The sequence below is a fragment of the Actinomycetospora aeridis genome (assembly GCF_037400275.1).
Classification (GTDB): domain Bacteria; phylum Actinomycetota; class Actinomycetes; order Mycobacteriales; family Pseudonocardiaceae; genus Actinomycetospora; species Actinomycetospora aeridis.
Genome location: NZ_JBBEGL010000008.1, coordinates 173,306 through 191,673, shown reverse-complemented (window position 1 = coordinate 191,673; position 18,368 = coordinate 173,306). Strand labels below are relative to the sequence as shown.

Below are 18,368 nucleotides of genomic sequence, written 5' to 3'. Positions count from 1 at the left end.
GGCGCCAGCGCAGCGGGCGCGGGAGCACGACGATCTTGCCCGTGGCGCGGTCGGCCTCCATGACGGAGTGCGCGTCGCGGATCCGCTCGATCGGGAAGACCTGGCCGAGCGGGACGCTCGCGCGTCCCGCGGCGACGTCGTCGAGGAACCCCTGCAGTACGTCGGCGGGGAGGTCGGTGGCGTCGCCGCCGTACGCGGTGAGCCGGACGCTGCGGGGCAGGTAGTCGATGGGGTAGAAGTCCGGCACCGTCCACTCGTTGGACAGCATCCCGGCGAAGCACACGACGCCGTGCCGTCGCGTGGCGCGCAGGGTGTCGGGCAGGGTCGGCGTGCCGACGAGCTCGAGCGCCGCGTCGACGCCGCCGCCGAGGGTGTCGTGGACCTGGCGGGCGACCTCGCCGTCGTCGATGAGCACGTGGTCCACGCCGACGGCGCGCAGCCGCGCGATCTTCGCGCCGGTGCGGGTCGTCGCGACGACGGTGAGCCCGCGGGCCTTCGCGAGCACCGCCGCGGCGAGCCCGACCGACGACGTCCCGCCCCGGATCAGCAGCGTCTGGCCCGCCTGCACGTCGAGCCCGTCGGTGAGCGCGCCGTACGCGGTCTGCAGCATCTCCGGGACGGCGCCGAGGGTGGGCCAGTCCAGGTCGCTGGTGAACGGGATGACCTGCCCGACCGGCACGCAGGTGTACTCCGCGTAGCCGCCGTCGAACGTGCGGCCCATCCCGCCCATCATCGTGACCACCTGCTGGCCGGGGGCGAACTCGCCGCCCGGGCAGACCGCGACGACGCCGGCCGCCTCGATCCCGGGCACCCGCGGGAACGTGACGCCCTCGGCCAGCCCGAGGCGGGTGTGGAGCTCGGAGCGGTTGATGCCGAACGCCTTGACCGCGATCAGCACCTGGCCGGGCTCCGGTTCGGGGACGAGCAGTTCCTTGATCTGCAGGGCCTTCAGGTCCCCGGGGCCACTGAGCACGACGGCACGCATCCTCGCCACGGGGATGATCCTGCCGCGCGTCGGGCGGCCGTCGCTACGCCGCGGAGAGGGTCTCGATCCCGCGCGGGCGCCCCTCGGCCTCGCGCTGCGCCACCCCGGCGCGGACGAGCGGGATGACCTCGCGGCCGAACTCCTCGGCGTCGGCGAGCAGGTCGTAGCCACGGGCCGAGAGGATGTCGACGCCCAGGTCCCAGTAGTCGAGCAGGGCCGCCGCGACCGTCTCGGGCGTCCCGACAAGCGCGGTGGAGTTGCCGCCACCACCGGTCGCCTTGGCCGTGACGGTCCACAGCGCGCGGTCGAAGCGCTCGCCGCGCTCGGCGACGGCGAGCAGGCGCTGGGACCCGGCGTTCTCCGGGTTGGTGAGGCGGTGGCGGTTGGTCAGCGGCTGCGTGCCGCCCTGCGTGCGCTCCTCGATCCGCGCGACGGTGGCGTACGCCTTCTCCCACGCCGCCTCCTCGGTGGCGCCGAGGATCGGGCGGAACGCGACCTGGATGCGCGGCATCTCGGTGCGCCCCGCCGCCCGGGCCGCGGCGTGCACGGTGGCGATCTGCTCGGCCGTGCCGGCGAGCGGCTCGCCCCACAGCGCGTAGATGTCGGCCTCGGCGCCGCCGACCGCGTAGGCGGCGTCGCTGGACCCGCCGAACGACAGCCGGATCCGCGGCTGCTGCGCGGCGCGGACGTCGAGCGCGAAGTCCTCGAACGCGTAGTGCTCGCCCGCGAAGTCCCAGGGTGTCGTCTCGGTCCAGGCCCGCTTGAGGATCTGCATGTACTCGCGGGTGCGCGCGTAGCGGGCGTCCTTGCTCAGGCGGTCGCCCTCGCGGGCCTGCTCGTGCTGGTTGCCGCCGGTGATGACGTGGACGGTGACGCGCCCGCCGCCGATCTGGTCCATCGTCGCGAACGTCTTCGCCGCGAACGTCGGGATCGAGAGGTTCGGGCGGTGCGCGACGAGCAGCTGCAGGCCCTCGACGTGGTCGAGGATGTACGTGGCGGCCTGCGCCGGGTCGGGGCTGCCCGACGAGTAGGCGGTGAGCACGCGGTCCCAGCCGTTGTCGCGGTGGGCGCGGGCGAGGCGCAGCGTGTAGTCGGGGTCGAAGGCGGGACCCGAGCGCGGGGCGATCTCGGATCCGTCGTTGGTGGCGGCGATGCCGAGGAACTCGACGGGCATGGCGGTGCTCCTTGCTCTGAGGGGGACGGCGGGACGAGCCGTCGCCTCAGAGCGCCGACGCCAGGCGACCGAGATCGACGTGGCGGCGTGAGACCAGGAGGACCACGTGTCCCACGCTCCTCCTCGCTACACGACCGGTCAATCGCGGGCGAGGCGCGGGTGGTGTGCACGACAGGACCGTTGCCCTGCGCGGGAACCCGGTGATCGTGTCGGGGCGTGCCCCGCCGCATCCACCTCAACGCCTTCGACATGAACTGCGTCGCGCACCAGTCACCCGGCCTCTGGCGCCACCCCGACGATCGCTCGCCGGACTACCGGGACCTGCGCTACTGGACCGACCTGGCGCAGCTGCTCGAGCGCGGCGTGTTCGACGGCATCTTCATCGCCGACGTGCTGGGGACCTACGACGTCTTCGGCGCCGACGCGACCGCCGCGATCCGCCAGGGGGCGCAGATCCCGGTCAACGACCCGATGATGCTGGTCTCGGCGATGGCCGCGGTCACCGAGCACCTCGGCTTCGGGGTCACCGCGGCGACCGGCTTCGAGCACCCGTACCCCTTCGCCCGCCGCGCCTCGACCCTCGACCACCTCACGAACGGCCGCTTCGGCTGGAACGTGGTCACCGGCTACCTGCCCGCCGCGGCGCGGGCGATGGGCGAGGCCGACCAGATGCCCCACGACCAGCGCTACGACCACGCCGACGAGTACCTCGAGGTGCTCTACAAGCTGTGGGAGGGCTCGTGGGACGACGACGCGGTGGTGCGCGACGCGGAGCGGGGGGTGTTCACCGACCCGGACAAGGTTCACGCGATCGACCACCACGGCCGCTTCTTCGACGTCGACGGCATCCACCTCTCCGAGCCGTCACCGCAGCGCACGCCGGTGATCTACCAGGCCGGCGCGTCCCCGCGCGGGCAGCGTTTCGCCGCCGAGAACGCGGAGGCGATCTTCACCGGGGCGCCGACGAAGGAGGTGCTCGCCCGGACCGTCGCCGACATCCGCAAGGCGCTCACCGAGGCCGGCCGCGACCCGTACAGCGCGAAGATCTACACGATGCTCACGGTGATCACCGACGAGTCGTCGCAGGCGGCGCGGGCCAAGCACGAGGAGCTCGCGGCGTACTCCAGCGACGAGGGCGCCCTGGTGTTCATGTCGGGCTGGATGGGCGTCGACCTCTCCCGCTACGACCTCGACGACCCCATCGGCGACGTCGAGTCCAACGCGATCCAGAGCGCGGTGGCGTCGTTCCAGCAGGCCGACCCGTCGGGCGAGGAGTGGACCGTGCGCGACATCGCCCGGTGGGGCGGGATCGGCGGCATGGGCCCGCGCGTGGTCGGCTCGCCCGCCGAGGTGGCCGACGAGCTGCAGTCCTGGGTGGACGAGACCGACGTCGACGGCTTCAACCTGCCCTACGCGATCACGCCCGGGACGTTCGCCGACGTCGTCACCCACCTCGTGCCCGAGCTGCAGCGCCGCGGCGTCTACCCGACCGGCTACACGCCCGGCACGCTGCGCCACAAGCTCTTCGGGCAGGGCGACCGCCTGCCCGCGGAGCACCGCGGGGCCTCATACCGGCGCCGGCTCCAGGGGGACACACTCGGCGAGTAGTCCGACGACGTCGTGCCACGCCCGCGCCGCGTGCCGGGCGTGGTACCCGACGCCGGGGAGCAGGACCTGACTCGCGTCCTCGACGGGCGGGTGGTGGAACGCGTGCAGCGCGCCGCCGTAGACGACGAGGCGCCAGTCGACGTCAGCGGCCTGCATCTCGGCGGCGAACGCGTCGCGCTGCGCGGGCGGCTGGATCGGGTCCTCCGAGCCGACGCCGGCCCAGACCGGGCAGCGGATGTTCGCGGCCTCGCCCGGCCGGCCCGTGATCAGCCCGTTGACCGCGGCGATGGCGCGCAGGTCGACGCCGGCGCGCCCGAGCTCCAGCCCGACGGCGCCGCCGGTGCCGTAGCCGACGACGGCGACGCGCCCGGGGTCGGTGCGCGGCTCGGCGAGCAGCACATCGAGGGCCGCGTACCCGATGTCCCGCAGCCGCTCGGGGTCCTCGAGCAGCGGCAGGCAGCGCGCCAGCATCTCCTGCGGGTCGTCGAACCACCGCCCGCCGTGGATGTCGAAGGCCAGCGCGACGTACCCGAGCTCGGCGAGGGCGTCGGCGCGGCGGCGCTGGAAGTCGTTGAGCCCGGTGCCCTCGGGCCCGACGAGGACCGCGGGCCGGCGGTCGTCACCGGCCGGCAGCGCGAGGTGGGAGACCATCGTCAGACCGTCGGCCGGGTAGGACACCGTGCGCGTCGTCACCGTCATGGCGACCGACGCTAGGGACCGCGCGGGCGGTACGGGCCGGTGTTCGCGACCGGCGGACGAGGTGCCCTCCGGGCATGTGAGCAGAAAGAAGTGCTCCAGCACTTCTTTCTGCTCACATGCGCCGCAGGCGCACCTCAGCTCCAGTGGCGCGCGGCGACCGTCGGGTGCGAACGCAGCCAGCCGACCAGGGCGTTCTCGCCGTAGGCGGCGAGCAGCGGGTTGTCCGGGTCGTCGTTGGGGTCCCAGTCGCCGGTCTGCGCGGCGAGCTCCGGCGGCAGGTCGACGGGCTCCACGACGGCGTCGAGGCGCGGGCCGAGGAAGAACGCCACCGAGTAGCGGTCGACGCCCGCGGGCGGGCTGGTCACGCGGTGGCGGGTGGCCGTGAGGTAGCCGCGGGTGGCCACCTCGAGCATCTCGCCGATGTTGACGACGTAGCCGTCGGGGACGGGCGCGGCGCCGATCCAGTCGTCGGCGCCGGGGACCTGGACCTCGAGGCCGCCGACGTCGTCCTGGCGCAGCAGGGCCAGGAACCCGTAGTCCTTGTGCGCGCCGACGCCCTGCGCGGTCGCGGCCCCGCCCGGGTAGTGCAGGACCTTGAGGTGCAGGTGCGACTCCTCGTCGAACCAGCGGTCGAAGTGGTCCTCGGGCTGGTCGAGCGACGCGGCGAGCGCCCGCAGGATCTCCTGGCTCACGCGCAGCGCCTCGGCCTGCCACGCGAGCACGGCGTCGCGCAGCCCGGGCAGCGCCGGCGGCCACTGGTTGGGCCCGACGAGGCCCCAGTAGCGGTCCTCCCCGGAGACCGGGGCCCGCTCCGGCCCGATGTCGATCTGCTCGCGCTGGTCGGCCTCACCGCCGGTGCGCTCGGTGCCGACGCGGCTGTACCCGCGGAAGTGGGGCGACGCGGTGTTCTCGATCGCGAGCCGGTCGTCGATCGGCAGCGCGAAGAACCGGCGGACCTCGTCGTCGAGGCGCGCGGTGAGCTCCGGGTCGATGCCGTGGCCGACGACGGTGAAGAACCCGACGTCCCGCGCGGCGCCCCGCAGCTCGTCGAGGAACGCGTCACGGTCGCCGGAGCGGAACCGGCGCAGGTCGAGGACCGGGAGTCCGGGCACGGGCTTCTCCTCTCCAGAAGTGCTCCCATCCAGAAGTGCTGCCAGCCTCGCTCACCCGGTCGCGGGCCGCCAGCGGCTGACGCGACGTTCCAGCACCACCAGCAGCTGGTTGATGGCGAGGCCGAGCAGGGAGATCGTCAGGATGCCCGCGTACATCTGCGGGACCTCGACGTTGAACTGCGCCGCGGTGATCAGGTAGCCGAGCCCGGCGTTGGCGCCCGCCATCTCGGCGGCGACGAGCACCAGCAGCGACACCGCCGCCGCGAGGCGCACGCCGGTGAACAGCGTCGGCACCGTCGAGGGCAGCACGACCTTGCGGAACACCGCGCCCGCGCCGAAGCCCAGCGATCGCGCCGAGCGCACCAGCAGCGGGTCCACGGTGCGCACCGCGCTCGCCGTGTTCAGCAGGATCGGCCACGAGCACGCGAACATCACCAGCGCGATCTTCGAGCTCTCGCCGAGCCCGAGCAGCAGCACGAACACCGGCAGCAGGGCCAGCGCCGCGGTGTTGCGGAAGATCTCCAGCAGCGGGTTCAGCGCCTCGGCGACGGGCCGGTACCAGCCGAGCGCGATGCCCAGCGGGATCGCGACGACGACGGCCAGCACGAGCCCGCCGAGCGCGCGGACGAGGCTGGCCCCGAGGTGCTCGCCCAGCTCGCCGCTGACGGCGAGCTGCCACCAGGCGGCGAGCACCTCGGAGAACGGGGGCAGGAACACGCGGTCGACCAGCCCGAGGCGCGGCACGACCTCCCAGACGGCGAGGAACGCGATCACGGCCGCGCTCCCGCGGATCAGGGTGACGCTGCGGCGACGGCCCCGCCGTGGCCGTGGCGCCGGGGACTCGGCGGCCTCGGCGCGCTCGTCGGTCGGCTCAAGCGTGCTGGTCAACGCGGGCCTCCTGGGTCCGGTCGTGCTGCGTCTCGGCCTTGACGGGTCGAGCTCCCCTATCGGCGTGCTCCCCTTGACGCTTCGTCTCCCCGCGGAGCGAGGTCCACACCCGGTGGCGGGCGCGGGCGAACTCGGGGCTCGAGCGGACGTCGGTGTCGGGGTCGCCGCGCGGCAGGTCGCCGACCTCGACGATCCCCTTGACGCGCCCCGGGCGGGCGGTGAGCACCGCGACGCGGCGGCCGAGGTACACGGCCTCGTCGATGCCGTGGGTGATGAACAGGATCGTCTTGCCGGTGCGCCCCCAGATGCGCAGCAGCTCGTCCTGCAGGGTCTCGCGGGTCTGCGCGTCGAGCGCCGCGAACGGCTCGTCCATGAGCAGCACCGCGGGATCGAAGGCGAGGCTGCGGGCGATCGCGACGCGCTGGGTCATGCCCCCGGAGAGCTCGTGGGGGTAGTGGCGCTCGAACCCGGCCAGTCCGACGAGGTCGAGGTACTCCCGGGCCCGCTCGGCCCGTTCGCGGCGCGGCGTGCCGTTGGCCTCGAGTCCCAGCTCGACGTTCGCGCGGGCCGTGCGCCAGGGCAGCAGCGCGTACTGCTGGAACACCACGCCGCGGTCCAGGCCGGGACCGGTGACCTCGCGATCGTCCACGAGCACCCGGCCGGAGCTGGGGGAGGACAGGCCCGCGACGAGGTCGAGCAGCGTCGACTTCCCGCAGCCGCTCGGGCCGACCAGGGTGACGAGCTCGCCGGCGGCGACCTCCAGGTCGAGGTCGTCGAGTGCGGTCACCGGCGGGGCGCCGGCCTCGCGGCCCGGGAACCGCCGGGCGACGTGCTCGAATCGGATGCTGCTGCTCATCGGGCTCCCACCGGTCCCGCCTCGGCGGCGTAGGGGTTGAAGGCGTTGGTGACGACGCGGTCGACGTCCACGCGGCCCGGGGCGACGATCCCGTCGGCCTCGAGGAGGTCGAGCCACGTGGTGAACTCGCTGCGGGCCATGACGCCGCCGGGCAGGGCGACGCCGGTCGAGTGCCAGTAGTCGACGGTCGTGAGGCTCTCGTTGCGGCCGCGGCGCCGGATGATGTCCCTGAACCGCGCCACGACCTCGTCGCGCGGGCGGGTCTGCGCCCACGCCACGGCCCGCGCGGTGCCGCCGACGAAGGCGCGCACGGTGTCCGGGTTGGCGGCGATGAACTCCTCGCGCATCACCGTCGAGCCGGCGGTGAAGGGGCCGAACAGTTCGAGGTCGGTGGTCAGCGGGCGCAGACCGCCCCGAGCCAGCGCCTTGTCGCGGTAGACCATGTGCAGCGAGGCGACGTCGAGCTGCCCGGACCGCAGCGCGGACTCGGTGGCCACCGGCGGCACGACCACCGGCTGCACCTCGGCGATCTCGTCGCGGGTCAGGCCGCTGCGCTGCAGCCAGATCCGCAGCGTGTCCTCCCAGTGCGCGCCGAGGGTGTTCATGCCGACCGTGCGCCCGACGAGGTCGCGCGGACCCCGGATCGGGCTCTCCTCGGGCACGTAGAAGCCGCCGAACGTCTCGCGGTCGGTGCCGTAGTAGCCGATCACCGACCGGATCGGCGCCCCCGCCGCGACCAGGCGCAGGACGCCGCCGTTGAAGGCGCCGCCGTAGTCGGTGTCGCCGGTGACCGCGGCCTGGATGTCCTGCGGGCCGCTCGTGAAGTTCCCGATCCACTCGAGGTCGACCGGGCCCAGGAGGCCGAGGTCGGCCGCGAGCTCGGGGAACGTGACCTGCCCGGTCTGGCCCTGGTAGCGCAGGGTCGTCGTGGTGCGGGGGGTACCGCCGCCACCGGAGCACCCGGCGAGGGCTCCGACGGCGAGGGCGGTGGTGGCGAGGCCGGTCAGGAACTGCCGTCGCCGCACGGTCAGGAGGCGCCGGCGTAGGCGTCGGCGTTGCCCTCGACCGCGACGCTGCGCTTCCCGTCGACCGAGACCGGCACGTCGCCCGCGACGGTGACCCGGTGCATCGTGCGGGGCAGGTCGCCGTAGTCGGCGACCGCGTAGTGCTGGGTGGCGCGGTTGTCCCACAGCGCGATGTCGCCGGGCGCCCAGCGCCAGCGCACGGTGTTCTCCAGGCGCGTCACGTGGCTCTGCAGCAGGTCGAACAGCGTGCGGCTGTCGACGCCGTTGTAGCCGAGGAACTTCGTGATGAAGTGCCCGAGCACCAGCGTGCGCTCCCCGGTCTCGGGGTGGACGCGCACCACCGGGTGGTGGGTCTTGTAGATCGTCGCGGTGAACTCCTGCTGGTACTCCTCGGTGCGCCCCTCGGGTCCCGTGGTGGCATGCGCCGTGGCGTAGTCGTAGTCGTTCGAGTGCTCGGCCCAGAGCCCGTCGACGAGGGTCTTCAGGCCCTCGGGCAGGCCCGCGTAGGCGGCCGCGGTGTTGGCGAAGACGGTGTCGCCGCCGAACGGGGGCAGGACGAGCGCGCGCAGGGTCGTGAAGGCCGGCGGGCGGTCGACGAAGGTGACGTCGGTGTGCCAGCTGTTGGCGCGGTTCCCGCGCTCGGAGTCGACGGGCAGGATCGCCGCCTCCTCCTGGCCGCCGGTGATCGTCGGGTGGGCGGTGGTCAGCGGGCCGAGGCGCCGGACGAAGCCGGCGTGCGCCCGGTCGTCGAGGTGGTCCTGGCCGCGCACCACGACGAGCTTGTGGGCGAGGATCGCCGCGCGGATGCGGGCGACCTCCTCGTCGGGCAGGTCGGGCGAGAGCCGGACCCCGGTCAGCTCGGCGCCGAGGGCGCCGGCGATCGGGCGGGTGTCGACGGACGTCGTGACGGACATGCGCACACTCCTGCTCTGCGGAATCGTCCCGGGCAATTCCGGAAGAAGGCATGCGGAATCGCCGTCGGGGGACGGGAGAATGCCGCCGAGAAACGTTCCTCCGGCGGCGGAGGAGAAGGGGGGAGCCGTCAGCTCCGACAGAGCGCGCTGGCGAGGCGCACGAGGTCGACGTGGCGCCGGACGGTGAGCAGCACGAGCGTCATCGCAGGTCGGCGGGGCATCGGCCACTCACCTCCGGGCGTCGTCGGGACTCGCTCTCGAATCTGGCACACCGTGAGGGGTCGGGACAAGACGCTGCGTGATGCGCCACGGAAACGGACGCGGGTATTGCGCAGGAATCGTCGGTCACGTCTGCTGGACCCGCCACCCTCGAGCTCCCTCTCCGGGGAGAAGAAGCGAGCGCGCCGTTCGCCGCCCACACCGCACGGCAGCGAACGGCGCGCTCGTGATGCCTCAGACGGCGGCCGGGAGCTCCGCCCGCGTCCAGTCGTTGACGAACTCCAGGCCCGAGCGCTGGAAGAGCTGCGTCACGGGGCAGCGGCGCTCGGTCTCCGAGATGAGCGTGGCGAACTGCTCCTCGCTCGCGTCGGTCTCGACGGTGGCGCGGACCGCGACCTTGTCGAAGTTGGCGTTGCCCTCGGCGCCGCCGACGAGGACGGCGGTGTCGAGGTCGCCCTGGATGTCGAACGTCCAGTTCCCCAGCGTGATGCCGAGGTCCTTGGCGACGAGGGCCGCGGTGACCTGGTTGCACGAGGTCAGCGCGCCGAGGGCGTAGAAGAGCGGGCTCGGGGCGGCGTCGGCGCCGCCGAACGCGGGGTAGGCGTCGGTGGTGAAGACGTGACCGCCGGCGGTGAGCGTCTGCGCGACGCCGGTGCCCTCGCCGTGGACGGCGAACGGGACGACGGTCTCCTTGGGCTTGATGGCCATGGATGGGCCTCTCTCGGGCGTGGGGGAGCACCCCGGGCATGCGACGGCCCGGGCGTGCTCGAGAAGGAAGGACGTGGGCGATCAGCCGCGACGACAGGTGGTCGTCGCGAGCCGGCACAGGTCGACGTGCAGTCGTCGCACCAAGGGGCCCACGGCGATGTTCCTACCCGATCGTGCGCAACCTAACCAGGGCGCAGAGCGCACGATCACGCACCGACCGTGTCCAGCGCGGCCGCGAGGTCGGCGACGAGGTCGTCGGGATCCTCGAGCCCCACCGAGAAGCGCAGGTGCCCGTGGCGGCGGAACTCCGCGGGCCAGGACGCGGCGCGGGCCCCGGTGGGCCCGACGTGCACGATGAGGCTCTCGTCGTGGCCGAGGGACACCGCCGAGGTGACGACGCGCAGGTCGGCGACGAAGCGGTTCTGCAGCGCGGCGTCCCCGTCGAGGGCGAAGGCCATCATCCAGCCGTACCCGCGCCCGCCGAACTGGCGCGCGGCGAGGGCGTGCTGGGGGTGGTCCGGCAGCCCGGGGTAGGCCACGTAGGCGACCGTCGGGTGGCCGGCGAGGAACTCCGCGACCCGCTGCGCCGACGCGACGTGCTGACGCAGCCGCAGCGGCAGGGTGATCGCGCCGCGGGAGATCAGCCAGGCGTTGAAGGGCGACACCACGCCGCCGACGTCGACCATGGCCTCGGCCCGGATCGCGTCGATGTGCTCCCGCGCGCCGACGACCACGCCCCCCATGGCGTCGCCGTGCCCGTTGATGACCTTGGTCAGCGAGTGCACGACGAGATCGGCCCCGTCGGCGAGCGGGCGGTGGAGCGGGGGCGGGGTGAACGTCGAGTCCACGCTGAGCAGGGCGTGGCCCTCGTGCGCGATCTCCGCGATCGCGGCGACGTCGCACACGCGCGTCGTGGGGTTGGCGATCACCTCGGTGTGGACGAGACGGGTGTTCGGCCGCATCGCGGCGCGCACCGCCTCGGGGTCGCTCGTGTCGACGAACGTGGCCTCGACGCTGTAGCGCTGCGGCAGGATCTCGGCGAAGAGCCGGTACGACGCCTCGTAGGTGACGTCGGAGACCACGGCGTGGTCGCCGGTGCGCAGGAACGTGAAGAACACGCCGTGCAGCGCGGCGACCCCCGACGCGAGCACGACGGCGTCCTCGCCCTGCTCGAGCAGCGCGAGCTTCTCCTGCAGCGCGCGCTGGTTGGCCCCGGTGTTGCGGGTGTAGAGCGGGACGTCGAACCCCGACCACGACAGCTCCTCGGGGGCGTCCGGCAGCGCGTAGGAGTTCGCCATCACGAGCGGCGTGCGGATCGCCCCGCTGCCCGCATCGACGGCGTTGCCGGCGTGCACCGCCTGGGTGGCGAACCCGAGGGAGTCCGGGTGGTGCTTGTCGGGGCGGGTCACGCCGGTGATCGTGTCACTCCAGCTGGTCGCGGGCGGTGAGCAGCGAGAGGTAGGCCCACTCGAGGTCGCCGGCGGCGAGGTGGGCGCACGCGACGCGGACGGCGGGGACGGCCGGGCCGTTCTCGCCGGTGCGGCCGATGTGGCGGGTCAGCGCCTCACGCAGGCGACGGTCGAGCGCGGTGCGCGTGGCGTGGTCGAACCCACCGGCGAGCCCGTCGAGCCGCGTGATCGCGGCCTCGACGGCGTGCAGGAGCTGGGTGGTGCGCGGCCGGCGCGCGGCGGCGGCGATGCTGCGCCGCGGGTGCGTCGGGTGCCCGGTCGGGATCGTGCGCAGGACGGGCGGGTCGGACGGGACGGCGGTCATGAGGGGCTCCGGGGAGTGCGGAGCGCAGCACGGCGGGCCGTCGCGGCGCGGCACCGTGCCGCGCCCGTGGGGAATCTCGGGTCAGCGGCGCACGGACGTCGTGCGACAGCCGCTGGCCACGAGCCGGAGCAGGTCGACCCAGAAACGACGGACCAGCACCACGCCAGGTCCTCGTCCGCTCACACCGAGGAGCCTCGCACGCCGTGGCCCCGAAGACCACCCGCCGGAGGGACGTCAGGCGTGGTCCTCGTGACCGTGGTGACCGTTGTGGCTCGACGGCAGATCGAGTACGGGGTTGCCGTCGAAGAAGCCGCTCGGGCGCAGCATGAAGCCGATGGTCGAGACCGGCATCACCGGCCAGTCCTCCGGGCGCACCACGTGGTGGGCGCCCATCGTGTACCAGACGACGACGTCGGCGCCCTCCAGCGGACGGTCCCCGTCCAGGTAGGTCGGCAGCCCGGTGCTGCGGGGCTGCTGGAGCGGGTAGTCGCCGGCGGCGAAGCGCTGGGCCGGGTCGTAGGCCGTGACCCACACCGAGTGCTCGGTGAACCCGGACCGCGGCGCGAACAGCGCGTCGGCCGGGTACATCGGGGGCACCGTGGCGCCGGGCATCAGCTGGTAGCCGGTGGGCCCGCCGACCGACGACGTCGCCTCCGGGTTCTCGATCCGCCACGTCCGCGCGTGCTGCGGCGCGACGTCGCGCCCGCCCATCGACTCGGAGGTGATCGGGGTGCGGCGGACCTCCCAGGCGTTGCCGTGCGGGTTGGCGGGCCCCGGCGGGCTGGGCACCGAGTCGAGCTCGACCACGGTGTTCAGCGGGCCGTCGACCGCCATGTCGAGGCGGACGCAGAAGAAGTGCTGGTGGTTGGGCCCGTAGAGCCCCGGCGCCACCAGCGACCCGTGCGTCGGCGTCTCACCGGGCGCGATCGCCGCGGTGGAGATGACCCCGGTCAGCTTGACCTCGTACTCGAGGACGCCGTCGTCGTAGAGGTACCAGAAGTAGCCGTACTCGTAGTTGCCGACGGTGACGATCGAGGAGATGACGAGCCGCCGCCGACGGCGGACCTCGACGGCCCCGGTGCGGAAGTCGGTGTGCTTCCACGCGATCCCGACGTCCTCCTCGTGCATGCAGATCGCGTTCTCGATGACCGCCGGCTCGCCGTCCTGGTCGTTGACGACGCCGTCGAAGTAGTGGATGTGGCCGAGGCAGTCGCACCCGAGCCGCAGCGAGTTCGCGAGCCAGCCCACGCCGTACTCGCCCTGGTCGAACACGTTCTTGAACCGGTGCGTGGGGGCGGGGTCGCCGTAGGGCACGTACATCTCGACCAGCGAGGCCCGGTTCAGGACGGGCCGGGTGCGGCCGCGGTCGTCCCAGGTGACCTGGTGGAGGATCACGCCCTCGCGGGGGGAGAAGCCGATGCGCAGCCGCCAGCGCTGCCAGCTGACCGCGTGGCCGTCGACGGTGAAGCTGGGGCCCTCGGGCTGGACGACGTCGAGGGGCTTGATGCCCTCGCGCAGCGCGTCCACCCGCGGCACGTTCTCCGGGTCGTGGATCCAGGGCTGCTCGTAGTTGCCCGGCTGCGGCGGGAACGGCACGACGCCGTGGTCCTGCACGTCGACGACCTCGCGCGCGTCGAGGTCGACGGTCACGATCAGGCCCTCGACGGGGCGGGCGTAGCCGTGCTCGCCGGGGGCGGAGCGCACCCAGGTCAGCGGACGCAGGATGCGCCGGCGCGCGGGGTCGTCCTCGGGGCCGGTCCAGCTCGACGCCCACGGGTCGACCATGGCCAGGTCGAGGTCGGTGACCCCGCGCAGGCGCATGGCCTCCTGCCAGCGGGGGTCGGCGCGCACGATGTCCTCGCAGGCGAAGAACTCCTCGCCGGTGACGGGCGACTGCACGCCGGGGCGGGCCTCGAAGGACACGACCTCGCCGTCGGTCAGCGACACGACGGCCTCGTAGACCAGCCGCTCGGCCCGCTCGTAGAGCACGATCTCGGCCTCGCGGGCGAGGCGGGCGGCGCCGGCGAGGGCCTGCTTGCTCGGCTCGTGCAGGGTCACGAAGACGAACCGCGCGGAGTCGGCGAGGCCGCGCTGCGCGCGCAGCAGCCGGGCGGCCTCGCGGATCTCGTCGCCGGAGAGCGGTTCGAGCGGGTGGACGCGGCCCCGGCCGGTCTCGACGGTCGTGGGCTCCTCGAGTGCGGTCACGGGGTGACCTCCTTGCCGGTCTGGTCGTCGAGCTCGGGGTCCGCGAGGCTGAAGTGGCCGAGACCTGCGTACACCGCGGGCCGCCGGGCCCTCAAGTACAGGGCGATGACGACCCCGACCACGAAGATCACGAGCGGGACCCACGGCAGGACGCCGATGAACGGCACGCCCTCGGCGGCGGCGAGGGCCGCGCGGTTCTCGACGAGCAGGTAGCAGGCGCCGGCCATGGCCAGGAAGCCGAGGACCGGGGCGAGGAGCGTGGTCCACCACCCGAAGCCGTCGCGGGCGGTCGTGAGGAAGTAGCGGATGATCGCCACGCAGACCAGCGCCTGCACCGCGAGGATGCCCAGCACCCCGAGCAGCGGCGACCACGTGCCGAGCTTGACCAGGGCGGCCTCGGTGCTCGGGTCGTAGAGCACGAAGGCGAGGCAGTAGAGGGCCACGACCGTCGTCACGGTCATGGCGGCGACGCCCGGGCTGCGGTGGCGCGACGTGCGGGCGAGCACGCCGGGCAGCACGCCCTCGCGGCCGAGCGCGAACAGGTAGCGGGCGCTGGTGTTGTAGAACGCCATGGCGCAGGCGAACGAGCTCGTGACGGCCAGCAGCTCGATGATCACCGTCAGCCAGGGCCCGGCGAACCGGTCGCTGAGCGGGTAGAACGCCGACGCGTAGACGCCGTTCAGCTGGTCGGACACGGCCTGGACCGAGCCGAGCAGGCCCCAGCCGGTGACGAAGGCGTAGGACACGATCATGTAGAAGACGCCGAGCCCGATCACCGAGCCGTACGTCGCGATCCGGGCGATCCGGTGGGGCTCCCGGGACTCCTCGGCGTAGTTGGGCGCCATCTCGAAGCCGACCCACGACCAGAAGGCCGCGAACAGCGCGATGCCGGCCGCCGTGGAGCCGAAGACCTGCAGCGCGCCCGCGTTGTCGAACACCTGCGCGGGGTTGAACGGGGACGGCGAGAAGCCCTCCGCGCCGCCGTGGGCGAACACGGCCACGGCGAGCACGAGCAGCGCGAGCACCTCGGCGATCAGGGCGACGCCGAGCACCTTCGCGGTGAGCTCGATGTGGAACCAGGCCAGCAGGCTCATCACGGCGAGACCGATGACGATGTACACCCACGCCGGGAGGGCGAGCCCGGTCCACGCCTCGACCGTCGTGGCCGCGAAGTAGCTCATGACCCCGAGGACCGCGGCCGTGAAGATCATGTAGCAGATGCCGATGAGGACGCCGGAGCCGACGCCGATCACCCGCCCCAGCCCGCGGCTGATGAACGTGTAGAAGCCGCCGGCCGAGGTGACGCGGCGGGCCATGGCGATGTAGCCGACCGAGAAGATCGTCAGCGCGATCGTCGCGATGCCGAAGGCGGCGGGCGCGGACCAGCCGCCGCCGTTCACGGCGACGGGCACGTTGAACAGCATCGCCGTCAGGGGCGCGGCGCCGGTGACGATGCAGAACAGCACCGACGGCAGTCCGAGCGCGTTGTGGGCCAGGCGGCCCTGCTCGGCGGTCGGCGACGAGCCGGCCGGAACGGTTGCGGTCATCGGTTCCTCCCGCCACGAGCGGCCCCCCGGCCACCACCCAGTGTCGAGCCCGCGACCTGCGGTCTCACTCGTTCGTGTGATGCGCATCACCACGGCGTCGGCGTGCGATCGGCCGGTCGTGTCAAGCCAGAGGGTCACCCGAACGAGGGGGTACGGCCGTGTGACGCCGAGCACGCTGACGATCTTCGTCCTCTCGGACCAGTCGCTGGTCAGTCGTTCGGACCATGACGCACGTCACTGCCCGAGACCGCCCGGGACGACCGACCGGTCCGGACGGGGCCGGATCGCGTTTTGACCCGCGGCCGCCCGCCTGTCAGCTTTCCGGTCGTGCGCAACCACTTCCTGCTCGCCGGTCGGCGGCACGTGGATCTCTCGCGCATCTCCAGCGCGCTCTGTTCCTGACGGGTCTCCCCACGCCCGGCGTTCCCCGACCGGCTCACGGTCCCCGGGCGCGGCCTGATTCCCGTGGCCCGCTGCATCCCCCGCGTCGTCCCGTTCCCCGGGTGACGCCCCTCCCGGCTCCCCGCCCTCGCACGTCACCCGAGGTGACCTGTGCCGCGGGGTGCCTGCTCCCCAGCTCCCCGAGAGGTCTCTGTCTTGGCAACCCACCGCACGCGACGGCCCACGGGCCGTCTGATCGCCGCCGGCGCCCTCGTCGTCGGCGTGGGCGCCGCCGCCGGCGCCCTGGTCCCGGCCCTCGCCGCCCCCGGCGCCGCGACCTACACCGTCACGACCGTCGCCGATGCCGGCCCCGGATCGCTGCGCCAGGCGATCACCGACGCCAACGACTCCGGCGGCACCGACCGCATCGAGTTCGCGATCCCCGGCGCCGGCCCGCGGACCATCGCGGTCGACAGCCCGCTGCCCGAGATCACCGACCCCGTCACCGTCGACGGGTACACCCAGCCCGGGGCCACCCCGAACACGCGCAGCGCCGGCAGCGACGCCGAGCTCGGTGTCGAGATCGCCGGCGGGGACGACGTCGCCGGCAACGGGCTCACCCTGGCCGACGGCAGCGGCGGCAGCACCGTGCGCGGCCTCGTCGTCAACGGTTTCACCGGCACCGTCGCCACCGGGAACGGCGCGGGCGTCAAGGTCGAGTCCGACGGCAACACCATCGCCGGCAACGTCCTCGGCCTCGACGCCGACGGCGAGACCGCGGCGCCCAACCGCACGGCCGGCGTGCTCGTCACCGGCCAGGGCAACACCGTCGGCGGCGGCGCGGCGGCCGACCGCAACGTCGTGTCCGGCAACGGCAACCGGCTCAACCTGCAGAGCCCGGTGCCGGTGGGGACCGCCGGCGTCTACCTCCGCGGCGGCGGCGCCCGGGCCAACACGGTGGACAACAACATCATCGGGCCGAGCGCGTCGGGCGACCCGGTGCTCACGCGCGGCAGCACCGGACCGAGCCTGGTGCAGGGCAACGGCGTGATCGTCGAGGCCGGCGCGCAGCGCAACGTCATCGGCGCCACCGAGCGCGACGACCCCGGCAACGTCATCTCCGGCAACGCGACCCGCGGCGTCTGGATCCAGCTGCCCGGCACCAGCTACAACAGCGTCAGCGGCAACCGGATCGGCACCGATCTCGAGGGCGACGGGCCGCTGCCCGGGCCGACCGATCCGGCCGCGGTGCAGGACTCGGGCATCCAGATCTCGCAGGACGCCCGCTACGACTCGATCGGCGTCGGCCCGGACCGCTCGACGGAGCCCGGGTTCGGCAACGAGATCGCCTACAACGACAACGACGGGGTCGTGATCGGCGGCACCCAGCGGTTGGCGACGGACTTCACCGACGGCCACCTGATCCGCTTCAACACGTATCACGACAACGGCGGCTCCGACGACATCGGCATCGCCATCAACGGCGACTCCGGCACCCCCGAGCAGGGGCTCGCGAGCCCGTTCGAGCGCACGCCCGGGCTGGGCAACGCCCCGCACGACCGCAACGTCACCAACCTCGACGAGCCCACGGACTTCGACACGGGCCCGAACAACGAGAACAACCTCGTGCGCCTGGACCCGACCACGTCGCTCGAGGGCGGCCGCGCGCACGCGCGCGGCACGGTCAACACCGAGCCGAACGCGACCTTCGTGATCGACTTCTACGCCAACGACGACCCCGATCCCTCGGGCTACGGCGAGGGCGAGCACTTCGTCGGCTCGTCGACGATCGACACCGACGCGCTCGGCAACGCCACGATCGACGTCCTGCTGCCCGCCGACGAGAACGTGACCAGCGGTTCGGCCATCACGGCGAGCACCACGAAGATCTCGGGCGGCGTCACCTCGGTGCTGCCCGCGGACGCCGGCGAGCTCGCGGGGCAGCTGACCCAGCCGCCGTTCTCGACCGGCGAGTTCGGCAAGAACAGCGAGGTCGAGTGACCACCGCTGCAGACACCCCGAGGAGGACGACGGTGACCGATCCGCGACGCGTGCGACGTGCAGCCCTGGCCGTGGCCTTCGGCGCCGCCGCCGCGGTGGCCCTGCCCGGTGCGGCGCACGCCGACGAGCAGGCCACCGACGAGCAGGCCACCGAGGAGCAGACCACCGAGGAGCAGGCCACCGGGGACCTGTCCCGGGCATCGCCGCTGGACCTCGTCCTGAGCACCCCCGGCGACGTCATCGGGACGCTCGCCGACGGCAGCCCGATCTGAG

General features: G+C 73.3%; 19 protein-coding genes. 4 read left to right on the top strand and 15 right to left on the bottom strand.

The window, feature by feature from the left end:
• From WCD41_RS25750 to WCD41_RS31205, 3 genes are all read right to left on the bottom strand, one after another.
• Positions 1–985: zinc-binding alcohol dehydrogenase family protein (locus tag WCD41_RS25750; protein WP_337717907.1), on the bottom strand; the 985-nt coding region annotated here is incomplete at its 3' end.
• Positions 986–1,028: 43 nt separating this feature from the next.
• Positions 1,029–2,159 carry an LLM class flavin-dependent oxidoreductase gene (locus WCD41_RS25745; RefSeq protein ID WP_337717891.1) on the bottom strand — a complete coding sequence of 377 codons (1,131 nt, stop codon included), beginning with the start codon at positions 2,157–2,159 and terminating at the stop codon, positions 1,029–1,031.
• A gap of 46 nt (positions 2,160–2,205) precedes the next feature.
• Positions 2,206–2,265, bottom strand: a complete 60-nt coding sequence (locus WCD41_RS31205; RefSeq protein ID WP_373695201.1) for a putative leader peptide — start codon at positions 2,263–2,265, stop codon at positions 2,206–2,208.
• A 110-nt stretch (positions 2,266–2,375) separates the two neighbouring features.
• Here WCD41_RS31205 and WCD41_RS25740 point away from each other — a divergent pair, with 110 nt between their 5' ends.
• Positions 2,376–3,767, top strand: a complete 1,392-nt coding sequence (locus WCD41_RS25740) for an LLM class flavin-dependent oxidoreductase (RefSeq protein ID WP_337717889.1) — start codon at positions 2,376–2,378, stop codon at positions 3,765–3,767.
• Here WCD41_RS25740 and WCD41_RS25735 read toward each other — a convergent pair.
• From WCD41_RS25735 to WCD41_RS25680, 12 genes are all read right to left on the bottom strand, one after another.
• Positions 3,726–4,466, bottom strand: coding sequence for a dienelactone hydrolase family protein (locus WCD41_RS25735; protein ID WP_337717887.1), 741 nt, complete (start codon positions 4,464–4,466; stop codon positions 3,726–3,728). The two genes, WCD41_RS25740 and WCD41_RS25735, sit on opposite strands and share 42 nt — an antisense overlap.
• Positions 4,467–4,600: 134 nt before the next feature.
• Positions 4,601–5,578, bottom strand: a complete 978-nt coding sequence (locus tag WCD41_RS25730; RefSeq protein ID WP_337717885.1) for an isopenicillin N synthase family dioxygenase — start codon at positions 5,576–5,578, stop codon at positions 4,601–4,603.
• A 51-nt stretch (positions 5,579–5,629) separates the two neighbouring features.
• The gene (locus tag WCD41_RS25725) at positions 5,630–6,466 is read right to left on the bottom strand and encodes an ABC transporter permease (protein ID WP_373695198.1); all 837 of its coding nucleotides are present in this window, start codon (positions 6,464–6,466) and stop codon (positions 5,630–5,632) included.
• Entirely contained in the window at positions 6,450–7,322 is an 873-nt protein-coding gene (locus WCD41_RS25720) for an ABC transporter ATP-binding protein (RefSeq protein ID WP_337717883.1), read from the bottom strand. Before WCD41_RS25720 ends, WCD41_RS25725 begins: the two co-directional genes overlap by 17 nt.
• Positions 7,319–8,347, bottom strand: a complete 1,029-nt coding sequence (locus WCD41_RS25715; protein WP_337717881.1) for an ABC transporter substrate-binding protein — start codon at positions 8,345–8,347, stop codon at positions 7,319–7,321. Before WCD41_RS25715 ends, WCD41_RS25720 begins: the two co-directional genes overlap by 4 nt.
• Before the next feature lie 2 nt (positions 8,348–8,349).
• A complete protein-coding gene (locus WCD41_RS25710) occupies positions 8,350–9,261 on the bottom strand; it encodes a TauD/TfdA dioxygenase family protein (protein ID WP_337717879.1) in 912 nt (303 codons plus the stop codon).
• 128 nt (positions 9,262–9,389) lie between these two features.
• Entirely contained in the window at positions 9,390–9,482 is a 93-nt protein-coding gene (locus WCD41_RS25705) for a putative leader peptide (RefSeq protein WP_337717877.1), read from the bottom strand.
• A gap of 232 nt (positions 9,483–9,714) precedes the next feature.
• Positions 9,715–10,188 (bottom strand): OsmC family protein, encoded by a 474-nt coding sequence (locus WCD41_RS25700; protein ID WP_337717875.1) that lies wholly within the window; start codon positions 10,186–10,188, stop codon positions 9,715–9,717.
• A gap of 206 nt (positions 10,189–10,394) precedes the next feature.
• Positions 10,395–11,597: a trans-sulfuration enzyme family protein gene (locus WCD41_RS25695; RefSeq protein ID WP_337717873.1), complete on the bottom strand. Its 1,203-nt coding sequence runs from the start codon at positions 11,595–11,597 to the stop codon at positions 10,395–10,397.
• A 13-nt stretch (positions 11,598–11,610) separates the two neighbouring features.
• On the bottom strand, positions 11,611–11,961 hold the full coding sequence (locus WCD41_RS25690) for a hypothetical protein (RefSeq protein WP_337717871.1): 351 nt from the start codon (positions 11,959–11,961) through the stop codon (positions 11,611–11,613).
• A 234-nt stretch (positions 11,962–12,195) separates the two neighbouring features.
• Positions 12,196–14,166 carry a primary-amine oxidase gene (locus tag WCD41_RS25685; RefSeq protein WP_337717870.1) on the bottom strand — a complete coding sequence of 657 codons (1,971 nt, stop codon included), beginning with the start codon at positions 14,164–14,166 and terminating at the stop codon, positions 12,196–12,198.
• A complete protein-coding gene (locus WCD41_RS25680) occupies positions 14,163–15,713 on the bottom strand; it encodes an APC family permease (protein WP_337717868.1) in 1,551 nt (516 codons plus the stop codon). Before WCD41_RS25680 ends, WCD41_RS25685 begins: the two co-directional genes overlap by 4 nt.
• 327 nt (positions 15,714–16,040) lie before the next feature.
• Between WCD41_RS25680 and WCD41_RS31200 the strand changes: the two genes are divergently transcribed.
• From WCD41_RS31200 to WCD41_RS25670, 3 genes are all read left to right on the top strand, one after another.
• Positions 16,041–16,115 (top strand): putative leader peptide, encoded by a 75-nt coding sequence (locus tag WCD41_RS31200; protein ID WP_373695200.1) that lies wholly within the window; start codon positions 16,041–16,043, stop codon positions 16,113–16,115.
• Between the two features lie 195 nt (positions 16,116–16,310).
• On the top strand, positions 16,311–18,095 hold the full coding sequence (locus WCD41_RS25675) for a hypothetical protein (protein ID WP_337717866.1): 1,785 nt from the start codon (positions 16,311–16,313) through the stop codon (positions 18,093–18,095).
• Between the two features lie 32 nt (positions 18,096–18,127).
• Positions 18,128–18,367 (top strand): hypothetical protein, encoded by a 240-nt coding sequence (locus WCD41_RS25670; RefSeq protein ID WP_337717864.1) that lies wholly within the window; start codon positions 18,128–18,130, stop codon positions 18,365–18,367.
• The last annotated feature ends 1 nt before the right edge of the window (position 18,368 follow it).

Bases quoted from the DNA above. Each gene is read 5' to 3' on its own strand.
- WCD41_RS25745 (WP_337717891.1), bottom strand. From the start codon at position 2,159: ATGCCCGTCGAGTTCCTCGGCATCGCCGCCACCAACGACGGATCCGAG.
- WCD41_RS25735 (WP_337717887.1), bottom strand. From the start codon at position 4,466: ATGACGGTGACGACGCGCACGGTGTCCTACCCGGCCGACGGTCTGACG.
- WCD41_RS25720 (WP_337717883.1), bottom strand. From the start codon at position 7,322: ATGAGCAGCAGCATCCGATTCGAGCACGTCGCCCGGCGGTTCCCGGGC.
- WCD41_RS25710 (WP_337717879.1), bottom strand. From the start codon at position 9,261: ATGTCCGTCACGACGTCCGTCGACACCCGCCCGATCGCCGGCGCCCTC.
- WCD41_RS25705 (WP_337717877.1), bottom strand. From the start codon at position 9,482: ATGCCCCGCCGACCTGCGATGACGCTCGTGCTGCTCACCGTCCGGCGC.
- WCD41_RS25700 (WP_337717875.1), bottom strand. From the start codon at position 10,188: ATGGCCATCAAGCCCAAGGAGACCGTCGTCCCGTTCGCCGTCCACGGC.
- WCD41_RS25690 (WP_337717871.1), bottom strand. From the start codon at position 11,961: ATGACCGCCGTCCCGTCCGACCCGCCCGTCCTGCGCACGATCCCGACC.
- WCD41_RS25680 (WP_337717868.1), bottom strand. From the start codon at position 15,713: ATGACCGCAACCGTTCCGGCCGGCTCGTCGCCGACCGCCGAGCAGGGC.